Genomic DNA, 22,749 nt, shown 5'->3' with positions numbered 1-22,749 from the left:
GCGTCAGCGGACCGTGACGGTCCCGGTCAGGCGCAGGTCCGCCGAGGACGATCCGACGTGGACGCGGACCGTCCCGCGCGGGGTCACCCACCGGTCGCCCGCGCTGTCCCAGTACGACAGCTCCCGCCGGTCGACCGCGATGCGCACCTGCCGGCTCTGGCCGGGCCGCAGGTCCACCTTGGCGAAGCCGGCGAGCTTCAGCGCGGGCGAGCCCACCCCCGGCAGCCGGCCAAGGTAGACCTGGACCACCTCGGTGCCCGCGCGCCGGCCGGTGTTGCGCACCCGCACCCGCAGGTACGCGGTGTCGTCGCGGCCGGTCGCCCGGACGGTGTCGGCGGGCCGCCCGCTGTAGCGGAACGAGGTGTACGACAGCCCGTGGCCGAACGGGAACAGCGGGCGCACCCCGGCGGCGCGGTAGCCGCGGTAGCCGATGTTCACGCCCTCGCTGAACTCGACGTCGAGGTCGCCGATGGTGTCCCACGGGTTCTGCACGCCGGGCGGCAGGGCGCGTTCGGTGCGGGGGAACGTGACCGGCAGGCGGCCCGACGGGTTCTCCCGGCCGAACAGGACCCGGGTGAGGCTGTTGCCCTCCTCCTGGCCGCCGAACCAGTTCTGCAGCACCGACGGGACGTCGCGCAGCCACGGCATCGTCGTCGGCCCGCCGGTGGCCAGCACCACCACGGTGCGCGGGTTGGCGGCGCGGACGGCGCGCACGAGCTGGTCGGCGTTCTGCGGCAGCTTCAGCGACACCCGGTCGCGCTCCTCGGTCTCGTAGGTGCGCAGGTAGACGACGGCGACGTCGGCGCGGCGGGCGGCCGCGGCGGCCCGCTGGACCGACGGGGCGTACGCGCCGGCCGGGGTGGACCACTGCAGCAGCAGGGTGCCGGGCTGCAGGCCGACGAGCGGCCGGGTGGACGCGTACTCGACGCGGAGCCGGTGCCGCTCGCCGCCGGTCAGGGTGAGCGGGGCGGAGCGCACGTCGCGGCGGCCGTCGGCGCCGGTCATGTCGATGATGAGCCGGTCGTCGAGGTACGCGCGCGCCTCGCCCCAGCCGGTCAGGCCGAGCCGGTAGACGCCGGTGCGCGGCGCGGTGAAGAACCCCGTGTACCGGGCGGCCTGGTTGCCGCCGGTCGGGGCGCCGAGCGTCGGGGTGGCCGGCACCTGCGAGGCGTACAGGCCGGCGAAGGCGGGGGAGCCGCCGACGAAGCCGACGTCGTAGAACACCTGCTGCTCGGTGCGGGTCAGGCCGGGGTCGCCGGTGGGCGCGGGGGTGGCCCAGTAGCGGGCGGTGACGCCCGTGCCGGTGCCGCTGTCGGGGGTGAGCACGGACGACGGCACGGCGGTCATGTCGGCCGTCTCGATCATGCTGGCGCCGTGCACCGGGTCGTTGCCGGGCTCGTGGACGACCCGCATGCCGGTGCGCCGGCCGCGCTCGCGCAGGGCGTCGAGCACCGAGACCTGGTAGGTGGGCTGCACGCGGGCCGAGCCGCCGATCGTGGAGGCGATGTTCGCGTCGCCGCCGATGACCGCGACCGACCGGGTGCGGGCGCTGAGCGGCAGCACGCGCTGGTTCTTCAGCAGCGTGATGGCCTCGTCCTGGACCTGTCCGGCGACGGCGCCGTGCCGGCGGGCGGGGATGGCGGTGGCGGGGTAGCGGGTGTCGAAGACGCCGACGGCGAACATGGTGCGCAGGATCCGCAGCACCGACCGGTCGACGAGCGACTCGGGGACCTGGCCGGCGCGCACCGCGGCGAGCAGCGGGCCGTCGTAGAAGGCGCGGGTGCCGGTCTCCATGTCGGTGCCGGCCCGGACGGACGGCGCGGTGGAGTGGATGGCGCCGAAGTCGGTGATGACGAAGCCGGTGAAGCCGAGCTGCCGGCGCAGGATCGTGTCGAGGGCCTGGTCGCTCTCGCAGGCGTAGACACCGTTGATCTTGTTGAACGCGCACATCACCGAGCCGAGCCGGGCGTCGTCGACGGCGGCCTCGTAGGGCAGGGTGTGCACCTCGCGCAGGGCCCGCTCGCCGACGATCGAGTTCTGGCCCAGGCCGCGGTTCACCTCCTGCGTGTAGGCGGTGTAGTGCTTGAGGTTGGCGATGACGCGGCGGCGCTGCACCTCGCGCACGTACGAGGTGACGAGTGCGCTGGTGAGCACCGGGTCCTCGCCGCCGCTCTCCGCGATGCGCCCCCAGAACGGCTGCCGGGACGGGTCGGCGTTGGGGCCGAGCAGCATCGCGTGCCGGGTCGCCTTGGCCTCGTCGGCGACGACGCCGGCGTAGACGCGCGCCAGCGCGGGGTCGAAGGTGGCGCCGAGCGCGATGGACGACGGCATGGCGGTCGCGGACCCGCCGGTGCCGGGCAAGGTCCAGCCGCGCGGGGCGATGCCGGCGCCGGCGTCGGCCATCCGCAGCTCGGGGATGCCGAGCCGGGCTATGCCGGCGTTGTAGAACGCGGACGGCGCGGCGCCCTGGTCGCCGGTCATCAGCTCGACCTTCTCCTCGAGCGTCATCCGGGCCAGGACCAGCGCGGCCCGCCGGTCGGGCGACAGCGCGGCGTTCGTCCACGGCCGGTCGGCGGGCGCGGCCACCGCCGGTGCGGCGCCGGTGGCCGGTACCGCGACCGGCACCGCGACCGCGACCGCGACCGCGACGACGGCGGCGAGCGCGGCGCGGCGGGGTCTGCGAAGGACGACTCCTGATCGGACCATCACGGCCTCCTCGGCCTCCACCCTCCTGGCGGGCACGGCGCGGGACAGGCGAGAGTGGAGTAAGCCCTATCTGGCTAACAGAGCGGCGATGCCGAGGCATGGACGGGGACCGATATGAAGCGTGACATCCGTACGCGCGGATGGAGCAAGTCGATCAGGGCAGCCCGTCGAGCCGGGCGAGGACCTGGAGCATGACCTCGTCGGCGCCCGCCCCGATCGAGGTGATGCGGGTGTCGCGCAGGAAGCGGGCCGTCCAGGTCTCCTCGAGGTAGCCGGTGCCGCCGTGGAACTGCAGGCACCAGTCGGCGACCTCGCGCACCAGCCGGCCCGCCGTGAGCTTGGCGACCGTCGCCATCCGCGTGACGTCCTCGCCGGCCATCAGGGCCTCGCACGTCGCGAGGTTGTGGCTGCGCAGCAGGTCCACGGCGGCCTGCAGCTCGGCGAGCCGGAAGGCGACGTACTGGCGCTCGGCCAGCGGGCGGCCGAAGACGGTGCGGTCGCGCACGAAGGCGCGGGTGCGCTCCAGCGCGTACGCGCACTGGCCGGCCGTGGTGTAGGCGGCGAACATCCGCTCGACGACGAACTGCTCCATCTGCTGCTGGAACCCGCGGCCCTCGGCGCCGATGGTGTTCGCGACCGGCACCCGCACCCCGTCGAGGATCAGCTCGGCGGTGTCGGAGCAGCGGTTGCCGAGCTTGCCGAAGGTGCGCCCGACGCTGAAGCCGGGCGTGCCGGTGGGCACGACGATCTGGGACATGCCGCGGTGGCCGCCCTCGTCGGAGGTGCGGGCGAGCAGGCAGACCCAGTCGGCCTGGGCGCCGTTGGTGATGTACACCTTGCGGCCGGTGATGACCCAGTCGTCGCCGTCGCGGACGGCCCGGGTGCGCAGCCGGGCGACGTCGGAACCGGTGTCGGGCTCGGTGACGGCGATCGCGGTGACGGCGGCGCCGGCGACGGCCGGTGCCAGGTAGCGGCGCTTGAGCTCGTCGCTGCCGTACCGGTGCAGCGACGGGGTGGCCATCATGGCCTGCACGCCGAGGGCCATGCCGACGCCGGCGGCGTGGATGCGGCCGTACTCCTCGGCGGCGACGAGCTGGAAGCTGTGGTCGGCGCCCTCGCCGCCGTACGCCGGGTCGTACTCCAGGCCGAGCAGGCCCACCGCCGCGGCCTTGCCGAAGATCGTGTGCAGCGGGGCGCGGCCGGCGGCCTCCCAGGCGTCGACGTGCGGGTTGATCTCGGTGTCGACGAACCGGCGGACGGTGTCCCGGAAGGCGCGGTGGTCCTCGCTGAGCCGCATGCGCCGACGCTAGGGCCGGCGGCGAAAACAAGCAAGCGCGCTTGCTTGTTTTCGCGCGGTGTGCGAGTGTCCCGGCATGGGCGACGTGCTGCGGGTGGGCAACTGCTCCGGCTTCTACGGCGACCGGTTCGCCGCGATGCGCGAGATGCTCGAAGGCGGCGAGCTCGACGTGCTCACCGGCGACTACCTCGCCGAGCTGACCATGCTCATCCTCGGCCGCGACCGGCGCCGGGACCCGAACACCGGCTACGCCAGGACGTTCCTCGCCCAGCTGCGCGACAACCTGCGCCTGGCGCTCGACCGGGGCGTGCGCGTCGTCGCCGACGCCGGCGGCGTCAACCCGGCCGCGCTCGTCGCCGCGATCCGCGAGCTGGCCGCCGGCCAGGGCCTGCGCCCCCGGGTCGCGCTCGTGCGCGGCGACGACCTCACCGGGCGGGCGGCCGCCCTCGGCCTCGGCTCGCCGCTCGGCGCGCACGCCTACCTGGGCGCGTTCGGCATCGCCGACGCGCTCACCGGCGGCGCCGACGTCGTCGTCACGGGGCGGGTCACCGACGCCTCGCTCGTCGTCGGCCCGGGCATCGCCCGGTTCGGCTGGGGCCGCGGGGACCTCGACGCGCTCGCCGGGGCGACGGTCGCCGGGCACGTGCTCGAGTGCGGCACCCAGGCCACCGGCGGCAACCACCCCTTCTTCGCCGAGCTGGGCGACCTGACCCGGCCCGGGTTCCCGGTGGCGGAGCTGCGCCCCGACGGCTCGTGCGTCGTCACCAAGCACCCCGGCACCGGGGGAGCGGTCACCGTCGGCACGGTCACCGCCCAGCTGGTGTACGAGGTCGGCGACGCCCGCTACCCCGGCCCCGACGTCACCACCCGCCTCGACACGGTGCGGCTGCGCCAGGACGGGCCCGACCGCGTCGCGATCACCGGCGTGCGCGGCGAGCCCCCGCCACCCGACGTCAAGGTGTCGCTGACCGCCCTCGACGGCTGGCGCAACGCCGTGACCGTGGTGCTCACCGGCCTCGACATCGACGCCAAGGCCGAGCTGTTCCGCCGCCAGTTCCGCGCCGGCCTGAGCGCCGAGCCCGCCGAGCTGACCTTCACGCTGGCCCGCGTCGACGCCCCGGACGCGCCCACCCAGCAGCAGGCGTCCGCCCTGCTCACCGTCGCCGGGCGCGACGCCGACGAGCGGCAGGTCGGCCGGGCGTTCAGCGACGCCGCCGTCGAGCTCGCGCTCGGCTCGTACCCGGGCCTATTCGCCACCGCGCCGCCCGGCGGGGCGTCCCCGGCCGGCGTCGTCACCGCCGGCTGGGTGCCGCAGTCCGTGCCGGAGCACGAGGTCGTGCACGACGACGGCACCGTGCGCCGGATCGCGCCGCCGCCGGTCACCTCCCCGCTCGCGCCGCTGACCGGGGAGCCCGCCCCCGGACCGGGCGACCCCGGGCCGTGCCGGCGGCTGCCGCTCGGCACGCTCGCCGGGGCGCGCTCCGGCGACAAGGGCCGCGACGCCACCATCGGGCTCTGGGTGCGCGACGACGCGGCGTACCCGTGGCTCGCGTCGCTGATCACCCCGGACACCGTGCGCCGGCTGCTGCCGGAGGCGGCCGGCCTGCCGGTGACCGTCACCCGGCTGCCCCACCTGCGCGCCGTCACCGTGGTCGTCGCGGGACTGCTCGGCCCCGGCCGGTTCGACCCGCAGGGCAAGGGCGTCGGCGAGTGGCTCCGGTCCCGGCACGTCGACGTCCCCGAGGCGCTGCTGTGACCGTCCTGCGGTCCGCCCTCGACCCGGCCGGCGCCGGCGCCCGCGCCGCCCGCGACGCCATGCTCGCCGCCCTCGGCGAGGTCGCCGCCGAGACCGCGACGGCGGTGGCCGGTGGCGGGGCCACGGCCGTCGCCCGGCACCACGACCGCGGCAAGCTCACCGCCCGCGAGCGCATCGAGCTGCTGCTCGACGAGGACGCGCCGTTCCTGGAGCTGGCCGCGCTGGCCGGCTACGGGTCGGACTTCGCCGTCGGCGGCAGCGTCGTCGCCGGCATCGGCGTGGTCAGCGGCGTCGAGTGCCTGCTGATCGCCAACGACCCGACGGTCAAGGGCGGCGCCAGCAACCCCTGGTCGCTGCGCAAGACGCTGCGGATGCACGACATCGCGCTGCAGAACCGGCTGCCCGTCGTCTCGCTGGTCGAGTCCGGCGGCGCGGACCTGCCCACCCAGCGGGAGGTGTTCATCCCCGGCGGGGCCGTGTTCCGCAACCTCACCCGGCTGTCCGCCGCGGGCGTGCCCACGATCGCGCTGGTCTTCGGCGCCGCCACGGCCGGCGGCGCCTACCTGCCCGGGATGAGCGACCACGTCGTGCTCATCGAGCAGCGGTCCCGGGTGTACCTGGCCGGGCCGCCGCTGGTCAAGGCGGCCACCGGCGAGGACGCCGACGACGAGTCGCTCGGCGGCGCCGAGATGCACGCCCGGGTCTCCGGCCTGGCCGACCACTACGCCCGCGACGAGGCCGACGCCATCCGCATCGGCCGGCGCATCGTCGCCCGGCTGAACTGGCGCAAGGCCGCCGCGCCCGCCACCGCGCGGCCCCGGCCGCCCCGCTACCCCGCCGAGGAGCTGCTGGACATCGTGCCGCCCGGGCTGAAGGCGCCGTTCGACCCGCGCGAGATCATCGCCCGGATCGTCGACGACAGCGACTTCGACGAGGTCAAGCCGCTGTACGGCACGTCGCTGGTGACCGGCTGGGCCCAGCTGCACGGCTACCCCGTCGGCATCCTGGCCAACGCCCGCGGCGTGCTGTTCAGCGCGGAGGCGCAGAAGGCGGCGCAGTTCATCCAGCTCGCCAACCGCAGCGACACCCCGCTGCTGTTCCTGCACAACACCACCGGCTACATGGTCGGCGCCGCCTACGAGCAGGGCGGCATCATCAAGCACGGCGCCATGATGATCAACGCGGTGGCCAACTCCACCGTGCCGCACCTGTCGCTGCTCGTCGGCAACTCCTACGGCGCCGGGCACTACGGCATGTGCGGGCGGGCGTACGACCCCCGGTTCCTGTTCGCCTGGCCCAGCGCCCGCTCGGCGGTGATGGGCGCGAAGCAGCTCGCCGACGTCACCTACGCCGTGTCGCGGGCGTCCGCGCTGGCGCAGGGCCGGGCGTTCGACGACGAGGGCGCCCGGGTGGTGCGCGACGCCGTCGAGCGGCAGATCAGCGCCGAGGCGATGCCGCTGGTGCTGTCCGGGCTCGTCTACGACGACGGCATCATCGACCCGCGCGACACCCGGGACGTGCTCGGCATCGCCCTGTCCGCGGTCCACACCGCGCCGGTGCGGGGCACCGGCGCCTACGGCGTCTTCCGGATGTGATCGCGTGACGATGACCAGCGTGCTCGTCGCCGGCCGGGGCGAGATCGCCCGGCGGGTCTTCGCCACCTGCCGGCGCCGCGGCCTGGCCACCGTCGCCGTGTTCGCCGACCCCGACGCGGACGCCCCGCACGTGCGGGAGGCCGACGCCGCCGTGCGGCTGCCCGGCGCCGCCCCCGCCGACACCTACCTGCGCGGCGACCTGATCGTCGAGGCGGCCCGGCGCGCGGGCGCCGACGCCGTCCACCCCGGCTACGGCTTCCTCAGCGAGAACGCGGACTTCGCCCGGGCGGTGGGCGCCGCGGGCCTGGTGTGGATCGGCCCGGACCCCGGGGCCATCGCGGCGATGGGCTCGAAGGTGGCCGCGAAGGAGCGGATGGCCGCGGCCGGTGTGCCCGTCCTGCCCCGGCTCGACCCGGCGGCGATCACCGGGGCCGACCTGCCCGTGCTGGTCAAGGCCTCGGCCGGCGGCGGCGGGCGCGGCATGCGCGTCGTGCGCACCCTCGCCGAGCTGCCCGGCGCCGTGGCGTCCGCCGAGCGCGAGGCCGCCGCCGCGTTCGGCGACCCCGCGGTGTTCTGCGAGCCGTACCTCGCCGCCGCGCACCACGTCGAGGTGCAGATCGTCGCGGACGCGCACGGCACCGTGTGGGCGCTGGGGGAGCGGGAGTGCTCGCTGCAGCGCCGCCACCAGAAGGTGATCGAGGAGGCGCCGTCGCCGCTGGTCGAGCGCGTCGGCGGCGACATGCGGGCCCGGCTGCTCGCCGCGGGCCGCGCCGCCGCGGCCGCCGTCGGCTACCGCGGGGCCGGGACGGTCGAGTTCCTCGCCGACGCCACCGGCGCCTTCTGGTTCCTGGAGATGAACACCCGCATCCAGGTCGAGCACCCCGTCACCGAGGCCGTCACCGGCGCCGACATCGTGGCGTGGCAGCTCGACGTCGCCGGCGGCGCCGCGCTGACCGGCCCCGAGCCGGCGATGACCGGCCACGCGATCGAGGCCCGCCTGTACGCCGAGGACCCGGACCGCGACTGGCGGCCGCAGACCGGCACCGTCGAGCGGTTCGACGTGCCGGGCGTGACCTCCCGGTTCGCGCCGGGCGCGCTGCGCCTGGACTCCGGCGTCGAGGCGGGCACCGTGGTCGGCACCCACTACGACGCGATGCTCGCCAAGCTGACCGCCTGCGCCCCCACCCGCGACGCGGCGGCCCGGCAGCTCGCCGCGGCGCTGCGCCGGTCCCGCATCCACGGCGTGCGCACCAACCGCGACCTGCTCGCCGCCAGCCTGCTGCACCCGGAGTTCCTCGCCGGCACGGCGCACACCGGCTTCTACGCCGCCCACCCGCCGGCCACGCTCACCGCGGGCGCCGGGCTGGCCCCGGAGCTGGGCGCCCTGGTCGCGGCGCTCGCCGACGCGGCGCACGGGCGCGGGCCGGTCCTGCCCGGCGTCGCGAGCGGGTTCCGCAACGTCCCGGCCGGGTTCCGCAGCCGCACCTACGCCGCCGGCGAGCGGCGCGTCGAGGTGCGCTACCGGTTCGGCCGCGACGGCCTGGAGGTGGCGGACCCGCCGCCCGGCACGACGGCCGTCGCGCTCGTCGAGGCCACCGCGGACCGGGTGGTGCTCGACCTCGACGGCGTGCGCCGGGCCTGGACCGTCGGCCGGTACGGTGACGCGGTCGTGGTCGACGGGGCGCTCGGCTCGGCCGAGCTGCGCCGGATGCCCCGGTTCGCCGACCCGGCGGAGCACGTGCCCGCGGGCGCGCTGGTCGCGCCGATGCCGGGCACGGTGGTGCGGGTGGCCGTCGAGGCGGGCGCAGCCGTGGCGGCCGGTCAGCCGTTGGTCTGGCTGGAGGCGATGAAGATGGAGCACGTGGTGGCCGCGCCCGTGGGCGGCACGGTGACGGAGGTGGGAGTGCGCGTCGGCCAGCAGGTCGCGCACGGCGCCACCCTGGCGGTCGTCGATGGCTGACCGGCCGGCCGGGGCGGCGCCGGCCGCGCCGGCTGGGCCGCAGCAGGACCGCAGCCGGCAGACCCGGCGCCGCCTGCTGGAGACCACCGTGCGCTGCCTGGCCACGCACGGCTTCCAGGCGTCGACCGTCGGCTTCATCGCGGCCGAGGCCGGGATCAGCCGGGGCGCCGCCCAGCACCACTTCCGCACCCGGGAGGCGCTGATCGTCGCGGCGCTGGAGCACATGTTCGACGAGCGCGTCGCCCTGCTCGACCGGCTCGCCGAGCCGGCCGGCGCCGGCGCCGAGCGGGTGCACGCCGTCGTGGCCGGGCTGGTCGAGACCGTCGGCGGCGACCTGTTCCGGGCGGCGCTGCAGGTGTGGACGGTCGCCGCCGCCGACCCGGAGCTGCGCGCCGCCGTGCTGCCGCTGGAGCGGCGCTTCGCCCGCGGCGCGCACGAGCGGGCGGTGCGGCTGCTGGGCGTGGACGACACCGACCCGCGGCTGCGCGCCCTGGTCCAGGCCACCCTCGACCTGGCGCGCGGGCTCGCCCTCGCCGGCGTGCTGACCGACGACGCGCGCCGCCGGGCCCGGGTGGTGCGGGCCTGGTCGGATCAGCTCGCGGCGGCGCTCGGCGCGGACTGACCGGCGATGAGGTCGCGGTACCAGCCGTACGACGTCTTCGGCGTGCGGGTGCCGGTGGCGAAGTCGACGTGCACCAGCCCGAAGCGCTGGGTGTAGCCCTCGGCCCACTCGAAGTTGTCCAGCAGCGACCAGACGAAGTAGCCGCGCACGTCGACGCCCGCGGCGATCGCCGCGCCGACGGCCCGCACGTGGGCGTCCAGGTAGGCCACCCGCTCCGGGTCGTCGCAGCGCCCGTCCGGGCCCACCTCGTCCGGGTACGCGCAGCCGTTCTCGGTCACGTACAGCGGCGGCAGCGCGTCGCGGTACCGGTCGCGCAGGCCCACGAGCAGGTCGCGCAGCCCGTCCGGGACGACGGGCCAGTCGAAGCCGGTGCGCGGGTAGCCGGTGACCGGCACGATCTCGAACGGCAGCCCGCCCGGCGCGACCGGCGCCCGGACCGCCGTCGGGTTGTAGTAGTTGACGCCGAGCGCGTCGATGGGCGCGGCGATGGTCTCCAGGTCGCCGTCGCGCACCACCGACAGGTCCAGCGGCGCCTCCGCCGGGTAGCCCAGGCCCAGCACCGGGTCGGTGAACGTGCGGTTGTGCAGCGCGTCGTACGCGACCACGGTGGCGGCGTCGGCCGCGGAGCCGCCGCCCGGCCACACCGGCGTGTAGTTGTTGGTGATCGCGACCGGGCTCGCCGTGCGGGCGCGCAGCGCCGCCGTCGCCAGGCCGTGGCCGAGCAGCTGGTGGTGGGCGGCCGGGAAGCAGCCCAGCAGCAGCGTCTCGCCGGGGGCGTGCTGGCCCAGCCCGTAGCCGAGCATGGTGTGCACCACCGGCTCGTTCAGGGTGATCCACAGCCGCACCCGGTCGCCGAGGGCCCGGCCGACCAGGTCGGCGTACTCGGCGAACCGGTACGCGGTGTCCCGGTCGAGCCAGCCGCCCCGGTCCTGCAGGGCCTGCGGCAGGTCCCAGTGGAACAGCGTGGCGGCCGGGTCGATGCCGTGGCCGAGCAGCGTGTCCACCAGCCGGTCGTAGAACGCCAGCCCGGCCGGGTTGGCGGCGCCGCGGCCGGTGGGCTGGATCCGCGGCCACGCCACCGAGAACCGGTACGCGCCGGCGCCCAGCCCGGCGAGCAGGGCCGCGTCCTCGGCGTACCGGTGGTAGTGGTCGCAGGCCACCGCGCCGCTGCTGCCGTCGCGGATGCGCCCCGGCTGCGCGCAGAACGTGTCCCAGACGCTGGCGCCGCGCCCGTCCTCGGTCACCGCGCCCTCGATCTGGTACGCGGCGGTGGCGGCGCCCCAGCGGAACCCGGCCGGGAAGCTCGGTTCAGTGCTCACGTGCCCGCTCCCACATCGTCGTGTACGCCTCGGCCCCGCCCATCAGTTGCCGCCGCAGCTCGGGGCCGTCGGGGCCGGCGCGCCGGATCAGGTCCGCCGTCCAGTCCGCATAGAGACCGTACTGGGCGACGCCGTCGGTGTTCAGGTCGAAGGCGCGCGTGCCGAACACCTGCCGGTCCGCGGTGACGCCGCTGGGCGCGGTGAACGGGTACGGCAGCGGGCCGGTCGCCGGGTGCGGGCCCGGCGGCGCCTGCGGGCCGAGACCGTTGACATCGCTGCCGAACCCGTACCCGGTGATCGTGGCGCCGTGCGGCAGCGCCCGGTTCGCCCGCCACTCGGCGAGGAACTCGTCGGCGGCGTGGGCGTACGAGGCGACGAACCCGCCGAGGGCGAGCACCCGGTCGACCATCGCCGGGTCGGACCAGGTGTGCACCGACGCCACGCCGGGGTAGCCGGCGGCCTCGGCCATGTCGAGCACCGCCTGCGCGGTCCGCACGCCCATGTGGTCGATGTGGATGATCATCCCGCGGTCCATCGCCCGCTCGACGAGGTGGCGGCCCAGGGCGGTGAGCCCGCGGGTGTTGCAGATCGGGCCGCCCGGATACACGGGCAGCACCGCGCCGGCGGGCAGCTCCAGCGGGCCGAGTCGCAGCAGCCGGGCCAGGTCGTCGCTCACCAGCGGCTGGGTGTTGTCGGCCGGGCCGGTGCAGCTCTCCGCCGTCCACCAGTGGCCGGTCGACAGCAGGTTGCCCACGTTGACGGCCGCGCCGGGGCCGCCCGCGTCGAACCGGGTGCCGCCGAACGCGTTGTCGAACTTGTGCACCGGGTAGAGCCCGGACACGCCCATCGCGGCCAGCTCGGCGAGCCCGGCGTCGACGTCGGCGGCCGTGCACCGGGGCGCCCCGCCGACCTCGCGGCAGCCGAACAGCTCCGAGCTCTCCACCCCGATCGTGACGGCCAGCTTGCCGTCGGCCGCGATGCGGCGCACGTCCGCCGGGGTCCGGGCCAGGCGGAACCAGCCCTTGCCGCGGCCGCCGTGCTGGGCGTCGACGTGGTCCTGCATCGAGACCAGGTACGCCGCCTGCGCCCGCAGCTGCTCGCCCTCGTCGCAGGACGTGTCGCGCCACGGGTACAGCTCGCAGATGACCCGGTTGGCCACCAGCAGCGCGTTGAGGACGCGCTGGCCGCCCCGCCAGGCCCGTTCGATCCCGCGGTGGTACGCCTGCTCGTGCAGCAGCGAGTTGTGCTGCGGCCAGTCGCCGAACGTCGGCCAGCCGTCCTCCCGCGAGCGCACCGCGTCGGTGCCGCCGGCCACGGCCTCCAGCAGCGCGCCCACGTTCAGGCTCGCGTGCGAGGCGCAGCCGGCCAGCGCCACCCGCACGCCGCCGGGGCTGAACGCGTCGCCGCAGTGCAGCCGCCCGCCGAACGCCGCGGCGGCGGTGGGGTGGGCGTGCGCGTCGACGGTGCCGACGAGCCGGCCGGCGGCGTCGACGCCGGGCGCGGCCGGGCCGGTCATGCCGGTGCCGACGTCCGGCGCGGTCCAGCAGTTCGCCGCCTCGGTCAGCGCGACGGTGTGCGCGGGCCCGCCGGCGCCGAGCCGCCCCAGGTGGGCGCCGAGCACCTGCCCGGTGGCGGTGGACGTGACGCGGTACCGCGCGCCGCTCGCCGCGACCGTGAAGTCGGCCCGGTCGCCGTACGCCTGCCCGGCCAGCACGAAGCCCACGACGCTCTGGTACGCGGGCGCGCCGGCCGGGTCCACGAGCTGGTAGCGGCCGAGGGTCGTGGCCTCCAGCCGGAACGGTGTCGCCTCCGGCGCGGACGCGGTGAAGCCGTAGCCGCCGGCGCCGCGCACCGCGTAGCCGACCGGGCGGTCGCCGTCGTGCACCCGCAGGGTCGCGCACACCCCGTCGAGGGCGTCCGGGGCGGCGGTCACCGCGACGGCGGCGGCCGTGCCGGCGTGCGCGACGGCGGTCACCGGCGCCAGGGCGGCGAGCGCGACGGCGACGACCGGGCCCGGGCAGCGGGCGGGTCGGGGCAGGGGGAGCATGCGCGGCCCTCCCGTCGCTCGGCGTGTGCTCTGTGCGGTCAGTGTGCACCCCGCCCGGCCTGCGGTTACAGCCCGGGCGGCGGTGGTTGGCGGCCCGCCGGGAAATCGGCCCGGCGCCTTGTCCACCGGGCCGGGCGTCGCTACAGTGCGAGCACCATTCACGTTTGTCGAGGTGCGCATGACCGCACAGGCGCCCGCCGGTCAGGCCCCGCCCGCCCTGCGCGAGCCGGGCGTCCCGGTGCGCCGCGGCTGGGTGGCCCTGCTGAGCCTGGCCGGACTCGGGCTCTGGATGGCCTTCTTCACCCCGATCCAGGTGCTGCTGCCGCAGCAGATCGAGCAGATCGCCCCCGCCGACAAGGAGGTGATGCTCGGCTGGGTCACCGGCCTCGGCGCGCTCGCCGCCCTGGTCGCCAACCCGCTCGCCGGCGCCCTGTCCGACCGCACCACCCTGCGCCTCGGCGGCCGGGCCCTGGGCCGTCGGCACCCGTGGACGCTGGGCGGGGCCGTGCTCGGCGCGCTCGGCCTGGCCCTGCTCGCCGGGCAGCACACGATCGCCGGGGTGGCGCTGTGCTGGGCGGGCGCCCAGGTGTGCCTCAACGCCATGCTCGCGACGCTCACCGCCGCCGTCCCCGACCGCGTGCCGGTCGCCCAGCGCGGCGCCGTGTCCGGCTGGGTGGGCATCCCGCAGGTCGCCGGGCTCGTGCTCGGCGTCGTGCTGGTCACCGCCGTGGTGTCCGGCACGACCGCCGGCTACCTCACCGTCGCCGCGCTGACGGTGCTGCTGGCGCTGCCGTTCACGCTGTCCACCCCGGACGACCCGCTGCCGCCCGCGCACGTGCCGCCGTGGCGCGAGACGCTCACCGGGTTCTGGGTCAGCCCCCGCCGGCACCCCGACTTCGCCTGGGCGTTCGGCACCCGGTTCGCCATCCAGCTCGGCAACGCCATCGGCACCCTGTACCTGCTGTACTTCCTCACCGACGCCGTCCGGCTGCCCGACCCCGAGGGCGGCGTGCTCGTCCTCATCGGCGTGTACACGCTCGCGCTGGTCGCCACCACCGTGCTGGGCGGCGTCCTGTCCGACCGCTCCGGCCGGCGCAAGGTGTACGTGATCTGGTCCGGCGTGGTGATGGCCGCGGCCACCGCGCTGCTCGCCGTCCGGCCGACGTGGCCCGGCGCCGTCACCGCCGCCGCGATCCTCGGCGCCGGGTACGGGATCTACGTGTCCGTGGACGCCGCCCTCATCACCCAGGTGCTGCCCGGCGCCGCGGGGCGCGCCAAGGACCTCGGCATCATCAACGTCGCCAACTCAGCGCCGCAGGTGCTCGGCCCCGCGCTGTCCGCGCCGATCGTCGTCCACCTCGGCGGCTACCCGGTGCTCTACGCCGTCGGGGCCGCCGTGACGCTGCTCGGCGCGGTGCTCGTCGGGCGGATCCGCTCGGTGCCGTGACGGCAGGTGCCCTGACGGCCGGCGCTCAGCGGTGCGCGACGACGAGCCGGTGCGCGCGCAGCAGCCGCGCCCACCACGGCCGCCCGGCCTGCGGGCGCAGCGCCGGGGCGGCCGCGTTGCGCAGGCTCACCCAGCCGCCGGGGCCCATGGTGACGGCGCCGATGGCGGGGCGCCGCCGGGACGCGCCCAGCGCGACGGCGGCGGCGGTCACCGCGGCGGTGGCGAGCCCGATCACGGCGAGCAGGGTCACGTCCACCACCGGCACGAACGTGGTTTCGCCCGCGTCGACGACGAAGGCGCCGACCGGCCGGTCGCCGTGCCGGACCGGGACGAACACGGGCCGCTCCGTCGCGGGGGAGCGGGTCGTGGGCGGGCGGGTCGCGGTGGTCATGGCACCAGCCTGCGCCGCCGGCCGGACCCCCGGCAGGGCCGGACGTCCCCGGTGTCAGGGCAGGTGGTCGTGCAGGGCCGCGAACTGCGCCTTCGTCAGGTACGACGGGTTGGAGCCCTGCGGCAGCCGGAACACCTCCAGGCCGGCCAGCCGGCTGTCCGCCTGCAACCGGGCCCGGCCGACCCACCGCTCCGGTGGCCACACCGACAGCGCCAGGGGGACCCGCCACCGGCCGTCCGGGCTCAGCGTGGCCGGCCCGGCCAGGCGCCCGACGCCCCACACCCCGTAGGCCAGGCGGCGGTTGCGGCTGCCGCTGGCCCAGAACACCACCGGCTGGCCCGCCGCCATCAGCGCCAGGCGGTAGCTGCGCTGCACGCACCAGCTGTCCACCGCGGGGTCCCGGCCGAAGCGGCCCGCCAGGTCGGCGTGGTCCGCGTTGCCCTTCACCAGCCACGCCCCCAGGTCGTCCAGGGTCACCCGGCGGTCGCCGGCCGCGCGATCGTCGCCCATCCGCGGCGCATGCCCGGAATGCCGGGCACGAAACGGCGGCGTGCGGCGTCAGTGGACGACGGTCACCGGGCACGTCGCGTACGCGGCGACGTGCTGGCTGACCGAGCCGAGCACCAGCCCCGCGAACCCGCCGTGGCCCCGCTTGCCCACCACCAGCAGGTCGGCGCCCGCCGACTCGTCGATGAGCACCTTCGCCGGCCGGCCCTGCTTGACCTGCGGCTGGACGAGCACCGGCGGGTCGTCGCCGAGCTCGTCCTTGATGACCTGGAGCAGCTCGTCGGCCGTGCGCTGGCTCGGGTCGGGCACGTAGTGCTCCGACACGCTGACGCTGCCCGCCGGCGGCAGCAGGGTGTGCTCCCAGACGTTCACGACCACGAGATCGGCACCGTGCCCCGCGGCCTCGGCGGCGGCCCACGTCAGCGCCTTGCGGCTGCCGGGCGAGCCGTCGACCCCGACCACGATGGTCTTCCATGCGCTCACCGTCGGCTCCTTCCCGGTGCGCCCGGCCGGCGCCCTGTCGACTGGAAACGCTATTACACGGCGTGCGGCGCGTCGAGCGCAGACGAACTCCGGGCGTCGACGTGTGCCGATTGTTCTCATGGTGAACGGTGGCTTGCCAATTCGCCTCCGGCGGGGGCGGAAGAATGCCGCCGGGAAACGGGGAGAAAAGGATCTCCGGCGTCGGTTGCGGGCCGTCGGCGGCGGGTTTAGCGTCGCATCGAAGGTCTGGCGTGGATCACGTCCGAAGGGGTTGCCATGGCCACCACCACAACGGAATCCGTCCCGGCGCCCGCGGGGCAGGTCGAGCACAAACCCCTGATGACGGGGCCTGCTCTGCTGATGATGAACCTCGGCTTCTTCGGCGTTCAATTCAGCTTCGGCCTCACCCAGTCGGCCGTGAACCCGCTGTTCCTGCTCATCGGTGCGGAGCCCGATCAACTCCCCATCCTGAATCTGGCCGGACCCGTCACCGGATTGATCATCCAGCCGCTGATCGGGGCGATCAGCGACCGGACATGGCATCCACGGTGGGGCCGCCGCCGGCCGTTCATCACGGCCGGCGCGATCCTCTGCGCGATCATTCTTTTCCTGTTCCCGTTCGTCGGGATCCTGTGGCTCGCGGTCATCTGCTTCTGGCTGCTCGACGCCGGCAACAACACCTCGATGGAGCCGTACCGGGCGTTCATCTCCGACCGGTTGCCCAAATCGCAGCTGGCCCGCGGCTTCCTCACCCAGAGCATGTTCACCGGCGCCGGCGCGGTGCTGGCCAACCTGTCGCTGTTCATCCTGGAGAAGGTGTCGCCGCTGCAGCAGAACGCCGGCAACGGCGTGCCCTACTGGATGTACGTGTGCTTCATGATCGGCACGGTCTGCATCCTGCTGACGGTGCTGCCGGCGATGGCGCGCACCAAGGAACTGACCCCGTCGGACGAGGACATCGCCGAGGCGCGCAACGCCCCCAAGGGGCTGCACCACGCGGTCGCCGAGATCGCGTCCGCCGTGAAGGTCATGCCGGTCGCCATGCACAAGATCGGCGTCGTGTTCATGTTCCAGTGGTACGCCATGTTCATCTACTGGCAGTTCCTGGCGGTCAGCCTGGGCGAGACCGTCTTCGACGCGACGCCCGAGGAGGGCGGGCCGCGCTGGGACGAGGCCATCGGCTGGAGCGGCCTGCAGAACGCGGCCTACAACTTCGTCACCATGATCTCCGCGCTGTTCCTGGTCGGCCTCGCCGCCCGCATCGGCGCGAAGCGGGTGCACGCCGTCGCCCTCGGCCTGGCCGCGGTGGCGCTGATCTGGCTCGCGCAGATCGAGAACCAGTACGTCGCCCTGGTGCCGATGATCGGCCTGGGCATCTTCTGGGCCAGCGCGGTGGGCATCCCGTACCTGATGGTCGCCAGCATGGTCCCGGCCAAGCGCACCGGCGTCTACATGGGCATCCTGAACATGATGATCGTGGTGCCGATGCTCATCCAGACCGTCACCTTCGGCTGGATCTTCGAGAACCTCCTCGACAGCCGCGGCAGCAACGCGATCATGCTGGCCGGCGTCCTGCTCGCCATCGGCGCCGTGGCGATGCTCTGGGTCAACCCGCCGGACGAGGTCGACGAGTCGCCGATCGTGCCGCTGGGCGCCCGGCGCAGCATCACCGTGTACGACCGGGTCGTGGTCGGCTCCGACGGCACCCCGACGAGCCTGTACGCCGTGGACCGCGCGGCGGAGGTGGCCCAGGCCGCCCAGGCCCGGCTGGTCGTCGTCACCGCCTACCGCGAGGGCGGGTCCGGCGCGGCGGCCAGCACGGACACCCCGGTGCACCGCGACCTGTACGGCGTCGACGTGGCCCGCGCGGCGCTGGAGAAGTCGGTGTCCGGCCTGACCCGCGAGCGGGCGCGGTACATCGAGCAGCGGCTGGTGGCGGGCGACCCGGCGCAGGCGCTGCTGGACGCGGTCGGCACCAACCCGGCGAACCTCATCGTCGTCGGCAACCGCGGCCTGGGCGCCGCCCAGGGCCAGATGCTGGGCTCCGTCCCGGCGAACGTGGTGCGCAACGCCCTCTGCGACGTCCTCGTCGTGCAGACCACGGCCCTGGACGAGGAACGCATGTTCTCCGCCCGGCCGGCCGGCGACGGCGCCGGACCGGCCGAGGGGGATGGTCCGCGGCGCTGACGCCGCGCACGGGCGGCGGGTCCGGTGAGGACCCGCCGCCGGTGTGCGTGCGGCCGAGGGTGCACGTGGGCTGAACGGCTGAAAATGCGGGCGATGCCCGGCCCGGGCGTTGCCCTGCCGGTTGCCCGGTTTGTACGGTCGGTCGGCATGGGGAGCCACCACGACGACGACCTCGCGCGCGACGACCGCATCGCCCCGGCGGTGCTCGCCGCCGCGCAGCTGGCGCTCGGGCAGTGGCGCGCCCGGCTGGGCGCCACGGGCATGGCGGCGCTGAAGGCCGTGCCGGGCCTGCTGGCCGAGGTGGACCAGCACGCGGCTCACGTGCGCGACGCCCTCGCCGACGGCGCCGGCCGGGTGCGCCGGGTGCTGCTGGCCGCCTACGCCGACGGGGTCGCCGACCGCGCGGCCGCGGCGGGCTGGTCCGCGGACGAGGTGGTCGCCGGCGACTGGCGGCGGGCGTCGTGGCCGTCGGTGCGGCTGCTGGCGGTGTGCGTGCTCGCCGAGTCCGCCGTCTGACCGGCCCCGGACACGCCGCGGGGGCGGAACCCGCCGTGCGGGTCCCGCCCCCGGGGGAGCGTTGCGGTGCCGGTCAGTACGAGCGGTCCACCGGCAGGGTCTGCGTCGGCTCGGTCGTGCTCGCCGGCGCCACGACCTGCGTGTCGGCGGCGGCCTGGCCGGCCTGGTAGGCGCTGGCCTGCGTGGTGACGGCGCGGGTCTCGTCCTCGGCGCGGCTCAGCCACTGCTCGGCGCGGGCCTGCATCGGCTTGATCATGCCGCCGCCGACGCCGACGATCAGGATGCCCGCCACGGTGGCCAGCACGGCGATCAGGATCGGGGTGGTGACGGTGGTGGCGACGCCGATCTGGTTGAGCGCGGCGATGACGCCCAGGCCCAGGATGAAGATGCTGGCGACGTTGGCCAGGATCCGGCCGTAGGACAGGCCGCCGAGCGCGTTGCCGATCAGGTCCTTGACGCCCTTGGCGATGGCCGAGGCGACGACCACGATGATGATCGCGACGAAGGCGTTGGGCAGCCAGGCGATGACCGAGGTCAGCAGGGTCGAGATCGGGTTCGGGCCGAAGACGCCGAAGGCCAGCTGCAGGGTGAACAGGATGATCGCGTAGTAGGCGATCTTCGCGACGATGTCGCTGGCGTCATACTTGGACTTCGCGAGGGCGGTCTTGACGCCGCCGCGCTCGACGACGCGGTCGAAGCCGACGCGCTCGAGGATCTTGTCGACGAGCTTGCGCACGGCCTTGGCGATCAGCCAGCCGATGATGACGATGGCGACGAAGGCGAGCGCCTTCGGCAGGAACAGCAGAATGGCGCGAAGTGCGTCGCCGAGTCCACCGATGACCCTGTCACCCATGGTTGTACTCCTTCAGCAATCTTTCAGGTTGGTGACTCCTGGCTACCCTGACGTCCCTTCTCTACACCGATTTGGATCAATGCATTCTCGTGATCGCCGCCCGAAGAGGACGGTGCGGGCGGGTCACCGCCAGCCGAAGTCCTGGGTGTAGTAGGCCTGGCCGCGGGTGTTGTAGACGACGCCGACGCCGACGGCCTTGGCCTTGCAGTTGAGGATGTTGCGGCGGTGGCCGGGGGAGGCCATCCAGGCGCGGACGGTGGTGGCGGCGTCGCGGTAGCCCCAGGCGATGTTCTCGGACAGCGGGGCGGTGTAGCCCTTGTAGGTGATGCGGTAGCCGAAGGAGGAGCCGCCGAAGCCGGTGTGGCTGAATCGGCCGGTCCGGGCCATGTGGTAGCTGTGGCCGCGGGCGGCGAGGGCGAGGCGGTTGTCGAGGCGGACGGGGCCGCAGCCGTGGGCCTTGCGCTGCCAGTTGGTGTAGCCGACGATCTGCGACTCGAGGGTGGTCGTCGCGGTGGCGGCGGAGGCGGGCGTCGCGATCATGAGCGAGCCGAGCAGCATGGCCGGGACCAGGGCGAGCAGTGCGAGGCGGCGCGTCGTCGTCGACAGCACGGTGGCGGGGCCCTTTCGGTTCACGGACCCGGTGGGCGTCACCGGGTCACGTCAACCACATTCGGCGCCCCGCCGGAGCGCCTCGGTGTGCGGCCGTGAGCCTTGGGGTGTCGTGCGGTTGCCGGCCCCGGCCCCCGCTCACGCCATCCGGGCGCGCAGCTTGCCGAGGGCGCGGGTGAGCAGCCGCGACACGTGCATCTGGGAGATGCCGATCTGCTCGGCGATCTGGGTCTGCGTCTGGTTGCCGTAGAAGCGCAGGGTGAGGATGCGCCGCTCGCGCTCGTCCAGCGCGGCGAGGGCGGGCCCCAGATCGAGGCGCAGCTCGGCCAGCTCGTAGCCGCGGTCGTCCTCGCTCAGGGTGTCGCCGAGCTCCATGCTGCCGCTGCCGTCGCCGGCCGGCGTGGCCAGCGAGGTGGCCTGGTAGGCGCGGGCGCCCTCCAGGCCCTCCAGGACGTCCTCCTCGGTGACGCCGAGGTGCTCGGCGATGTCCGCGACGGTGGGTGCGTGGCCGAGGGTGTGGGTGAGGGTGTTGTTGGCGTCGTTGATGGCCAGGCGCAGTTCCTGGAGGCGGCGCGGCACCCGCACCGACCAGGTGCGGTCGCGGAAGTGGCGCTTGATCTCGCCGATGATGGTGGGGATGGCGTAGGCGGCGAAGTCGATGCCGCGGTCGGCGTCGTAGCGGTCGACGGCCTTGATGAGGCCGACCGTCGCGGTCTGCTGGAGATCGTCGGTGGGTTCGCCGCGGCCGCTGAAGCGGCGGGCGAGGCGGTTGGCCATCGGCACCCAGGACTCGATGGCGCGCTCGCGCAGGCGCTCGCGGCCCGGCGCGCCGGCGGGGAGGCCGGCCAGCTCCCGGATCAGGGCGTCGGCTTCCAGCTCGTCGGTGCCGAGGTGGGTGGCGACGTCCGTCGTGGCGAGGCTCATGGGGGCGCTCCAGGTCGGTGATCGTTGCAGGACGGCAAGCAATCTGACCCGGACGGCTCTGCTTGAAACCTGTCCCGCGTGCCGCTTTTCCGTCGGCCGGCCGGCAGGAATAGGAAAGATCGGAAGCGGGAAAGGGGCACCCATGACCAGACGGCTCCTCCTCGCCGTCGCCGCGTGCGGCCTGGCGGCGACCGCCGGCTGCGCCCACCCGGACGAACGCGGCGACGCCGCCGCGGCGGTGGCCCGGCAGCTCGCCGAGGCGGCGACGGCCGGCGACGGCGCCACCGCCTGCGCCCTGCTCGCGCCGGACACCCGGGCCGAGCTGGAGTCGTCCGCCGGCACGCCGTGCGCGGCGGCGATCGGCGCCGAGGACCTGCCCGCCCCGGCCGCCGTCACCGCCGTGGACGTGTACGGCGAGTCGGCCCGGGTGGTCACCGCGACCGACACCGTCTTCCTCGGCACGTTCCCCGGCGGCTGGCGGGTCGTGGCGGCGGGCTGCACCGGCCGCGGCGACGGCCGCCCCTACGACTGCGCCCTGCAGGGAGGCTGACCGTGCGTGCCCTGTTCGTGCTGTGCCTCGTCGTGATCGGCGCCGGCCTGGCGTACCTGCTGACGCTCGGGCTGCTGCACCGGTGAGGGGGGAGACCATGCGCCGGTTCCTGCGGCAGAACTCCCTGGGCCTGGTGTTCGGGGTGCTGTTCCTGCTCGCGCTCGTCGGCCAGGCGTTCGCGGGCCACGCCGACTACAACGACCAGCTGCGCTCCGACGGCCTGGCGGAGGTGTCCCTCGGGCGCTACCTGACCTCGGCGAGCTTCGCGGTCGACGTGGCCGAGAACTGGCAGTCGGAGTACCTGCAGTTCTTCCTGTTCGTGACGCTGACCGTCTGGCTGGTGCAGCGGGGCTCCCCGGAGTCCAAGCCGCTGGACGCGGTCGGCCGCGAGCCCGACGCCGACCAGCACGTGGGGGAGCACGCCCGGGCGGACTCCCCGGCGTGGGCCCGGGCGCGGGGCTGGCGGCTGGGGGTGTACTCCAACTCCCTCGGCCTGGTGATGGGCCTGATCTTCCTGCTGTCGTGGCTGGTCCAGTCCGTCGCCGGGGCGGCCGCCTACAACGAGGAGCAGCTGCGCCGGCTGCAGGACCCGGTGCCGTGGGGGGCGTACCTGCTGGAGGCGGACTTCTGGAACCGCACCCTGCAGAACTGGCAGTCGGAACTGCTCGCCGTCGCGTCCATGGCGATCCTGTCGATCTACCTGCGCCAGCGCGGGTCGCCCGAGTCCAAGCCGGTCGGCTCGGCTCACGACACCACGGGCGTCGAGGGCTGAGCGACGAAGGCGGCCGCCAGGGCCGCCACCCGCGTGCCCGCCGTCGTCACCGCGTTGTGCGCCGCGCCCGGCACCTCGCCCGCCGTGCCGGCCGGGGCCAGCGCGGCCGCCCGGGCCACCCAGCCGGCCGGGGCGATGGGGTCGTGCGCCGCGCAGCACCAGCACCGGCGCCTGGACCAGCGGGAGCCGCCGCTCGATGTGGTGCCGG

General features: G+C 75.1%; 19 protein-coding genes. 9 read left to right on the top strand and 10 right to left on the bottom strand.

Annotated elements, in window-relative coordinates:
* Positions 1–3 precede the first annotated feature (3 nt).
* Positions 4–2,706: a glycoside hydrolase family 3 protein gene (locus Sya03_RS21560; RefSeq protein ID WP_203940174.1), complete on the bottom strand. Its 2,703-nt coding sequence runs from the start codon at positions 2,704–2,706 to the stop codon at positions 4–6.
* Between the two features lie 154 nt (positions 2,707–2,860).
* Entirely contained in the window at positions 2,861–4,003 is a 1,143-nt protein-coding gene (locus Sya03_RS21555; protein ID WP_203940173.1) for an acyl-CoA dehydrogenase family protein, read from the bottom strand.
* Between the two features lie 76 nt (positions 4,004–4,079).
* On the opposite strand from Sya03_RS21555, the gene Sya03_RS21550 reads away from it, so the two are divergent.
* The 4 genes from Sya03_RS21550 to Sya03_RS21535 are packed head-to-tail and all read left to right on the top strand — an operon-like array spanning position 4,080 to position 9,936.
* Positions 4,080–5,759 carry an acyclic terpene utilization AtuA family protein gene (locus Sya03_RS21550; RefSeq protein ID WP_203940172.1) on the top strand — a complete coding sequence of 560 codons (1,680 nt, stop codon included), beginning with the start codon at positions 4,080–4,082 and terminating at the stop codon, positions 5,757–5,759.
* Complete coding sequence (locus Sya03_RS21545; RefSeq protein ID WP_203940171.1) at positions 5,756–7,354, top strand: acyl-CoA carboxylase subunit beta; 1,599 nt, start codon at positions 5,756–5,758, stop codon at positions 7,352–7,354. Before Sya03_RS21550 ends, Sya03_RS21545 begins: the two co-directional genes overlap by 4 nt.
* A gap of 10 nt (positions 7,355–7,364) precedes the next feature.
* Complete coding sequence (locus Sya03_RS21540; protein ID WP_203940232.1) at positions 7,365–9,314, top strand: ATP-binding protein; 1,950 nt, start codon at positions 7,365–7,367, stop codon at positions 9,312–9,314.
* Positions 9,307–9,936: a TetR/AcrR family transcriptional regulator gene (locus Sya03_RS21535; RefSeq protein WP_203940170.1), complete on the top strand. Its 630-nt coding sequence runs from the start codon at positions 9,307–9,309 to the stop codon at positions 9,934–9,936. Before Sya03_RS21540 ends, Sya03_RS21535 begins: the two co-directional genes overlap by 8 nt.
* On the opposite strand, the gene Sya03_RS21530 is transcribed toward Sya03_RS21535, so the two are convergent.
* Entirely contained in the window at positions 9,906–11,255 is a 1,350-nt protein-coding gene (locus tag Sya03_RS21530) for a GH1 family beta-glucosidase (RefSeq protein WP_203940169.1), read from the bottom strand. The genes Sya03_RS21535 and Sya03_RS21530 overlap by 31 nt on opposite strands.
* Positions 11,245–13,302, bottom strand: a complete 2,058-nt coding sequence (locus Sya03_RS21525) for a hypothetical protein (RefSeq protein ID WP_203940168.1) — start codon at positions 13,300–13,302, stop codon at positions 11,245–11,247. Before Sya03_RS21525 ends, Sya03_RS21530 begins: the two co-directional genes overlap by 11 nt.
* Before the next feature lie 178 nt (positions 13,303–13,480).
* On the opposite strand from Sya03_RS21525, the gene Sya03_RS21520 reads away from it, so the two are divergent.
* Positions 13,481–14,749, top strand: coding sequence for an MFS transporter (locus tag Sya03_RS21520; protein WP_203940167.1), 1,269 nt, complete (start codon positions 13,481–13,483; stop codon positions 14,747–14,749).
* A gap of 25 nt (positions 14,750–14,774) precedes the next feature.
* On the opposite strand, the gene Sya03_RS21515 is transcribed toward Sya03_RS21520, so the two are convergent.
* From Sya03_RS21515 to Sya03_RS21505, 3 genes are read right to left on the bottom strand one after another with little or no spacing between them, the layout of a single operon-like run.
* Complete coding sequence (locus Sya03_RS21515) at positions 14,775–15,140, bottom strand: hypothetical protein (RefSeq protein WP_203940243.1); 366 nt, start codon at positions 15,138–15,140, stop codon at positions 14,775–14,777.
* A 54-nt stretch (positions 15,141–15,194) separates the two neighbouring features.
* Positions 15,195–15,650, bottom strand: coding sequence for a hypothetical protein (locus Sya03_RS21510; RefSeq protein ID WP_203940166.1), 456 nt, complete (start codon positions 15,648–15,650; stop codon positions 15,195–15,197).
* Between the two features lie 48 nt (positions 15,651–15,698).
* On the bottom strand, positions 15,699–16,130 hold the full coding sequence (locus Sya03_RS21505; RefSeq protein WP_239107738.1) for a universal stress protein: 432 nt from the start codon (positions 16,128–16,130) through the stop codon (positions 15,699–15,701).
* 339 nt (positions 16,131–16,469) lie between these two features.
* Between Sya03_RS21505 and Sya03_RS21500 the strand changes: the two genes are divergently transcribed.
* Both Sya03_RS21500 and Sya03_RS21495 read left to right on the top strand, forming a co-directional pair.
* Complete coding sequence (locus tag Sya03_RS21500; RefSeq protein ID WP_203940164.1) at positions 16,470–18,317, top strand: MFS transporter; 1,848 nt, start codon at positions 16,470–16,472, stop codon at positions 18,315–18,317.
* Between the two features lie 147 nt (positions 18,318–18,464).
* Positions 18,465–18,833 carry a DUF6401 family natural product biosynthesis protein gene (locus Sya03_RS21495; RefSeq protein ID WP_239107737.1) on the top strand — a complete coding sequence of 123 codons (369 nt, stop codon included), beginning with the start codon at positions 18,465–18,467 and terminating at the stop codon, positions 18,831–18,833.
* Positions 18,834–18,906: 73 nt separating this feature from the next.
* On the opposite strand, the gene Sya03_RS21490 is transcribed toward Sya03_RS21495, so the two are convergent.
* From Sya03_RS21490 to Sya03_RS21480, 3 genes are all read right to left on the bottom strand, one after another.
* Complete coding sequence (locus Sya03_RS21490) at positions 18,907–19,686, bottom strand: mechanosensitive ion channel family protein (RefSeq protein ID WP_203940163.1); 780 nt, start codon at positions 19,684–19,686, stop codon at positions 18,907–18,909.
* 123 nt (positions 19,687–19,809) lie between these two features.
* Positions 19,810–20,319, bottom strand: coding sequence for a CAP domain-containing protein (locus Sya03_RS21485; RefSeq protein WP_239107736.1), 510 nt, complete (start codon positions 20,317–20,319; stop codon positions 19,810–19,812).
* A 114-nt stretch (positions 20,320–20,433) separates the two neighbouring features.
* Positions 20,434–21,219: a SigB/SigF/SigG family RNA polymerase sigma factor gene (locus Sya03_RS21480; RefSeq protein ID WP_203940162.1), complete on the bottom strand. Its 786-nt coding sequence runs from the start codon at positions 21,217–21,219 to the stop codon at positions 20,434–20,436.
* Between the two features lie 142 nt (positions 21,220–21,361).
* On the opposite strand from Sya03_RS21480, the gene Sya03_RS21475 reads away from it, so the two are divergent.
* Positions 21,362–21,769, top strand: a complete 408-nt coding sequence (locus Sya03_RS21475) for a hypothetical protein (RefSeq protein ID WP_203940161.1) — start codon at positions 21,362–21,364, stop codon at positions 21,767–21,769.
* A gap of 97 nt (positions 21,770–21,866) precedes the next feature.
* The gene (locus Sya03_RS21470) at positions 21,867–22,541 is read left to right on the top strand and encodes a DUF6766 family protein (RefSeq protein ID WP_203940160.1); all 675 of its coding nucleotides are present in this window, start codon (positions 21,867–21,869) and stop codon (positions 22,539–22,541) included.
* The last annotated feature ends 208 nt before the right edge of the window (positions 22,542–22,749 follow it).

Origin of the sequence: Spirilliplanes yamanashiensis, from assembly GCF_016863475.1 — a bacterium.
Lineage (GTDB): Bacteria > Actinomycetota > Actinomycetes > Mycobacteriales > Micromonosporaceae > Spirilliplanes > Spirilliplanes yamanashiensis.
The sequence above is the reverse complement of the archived record's forward strand: the minus strand, read 5'-3'. Positions and strand labels throughout refer to the sequence as shown.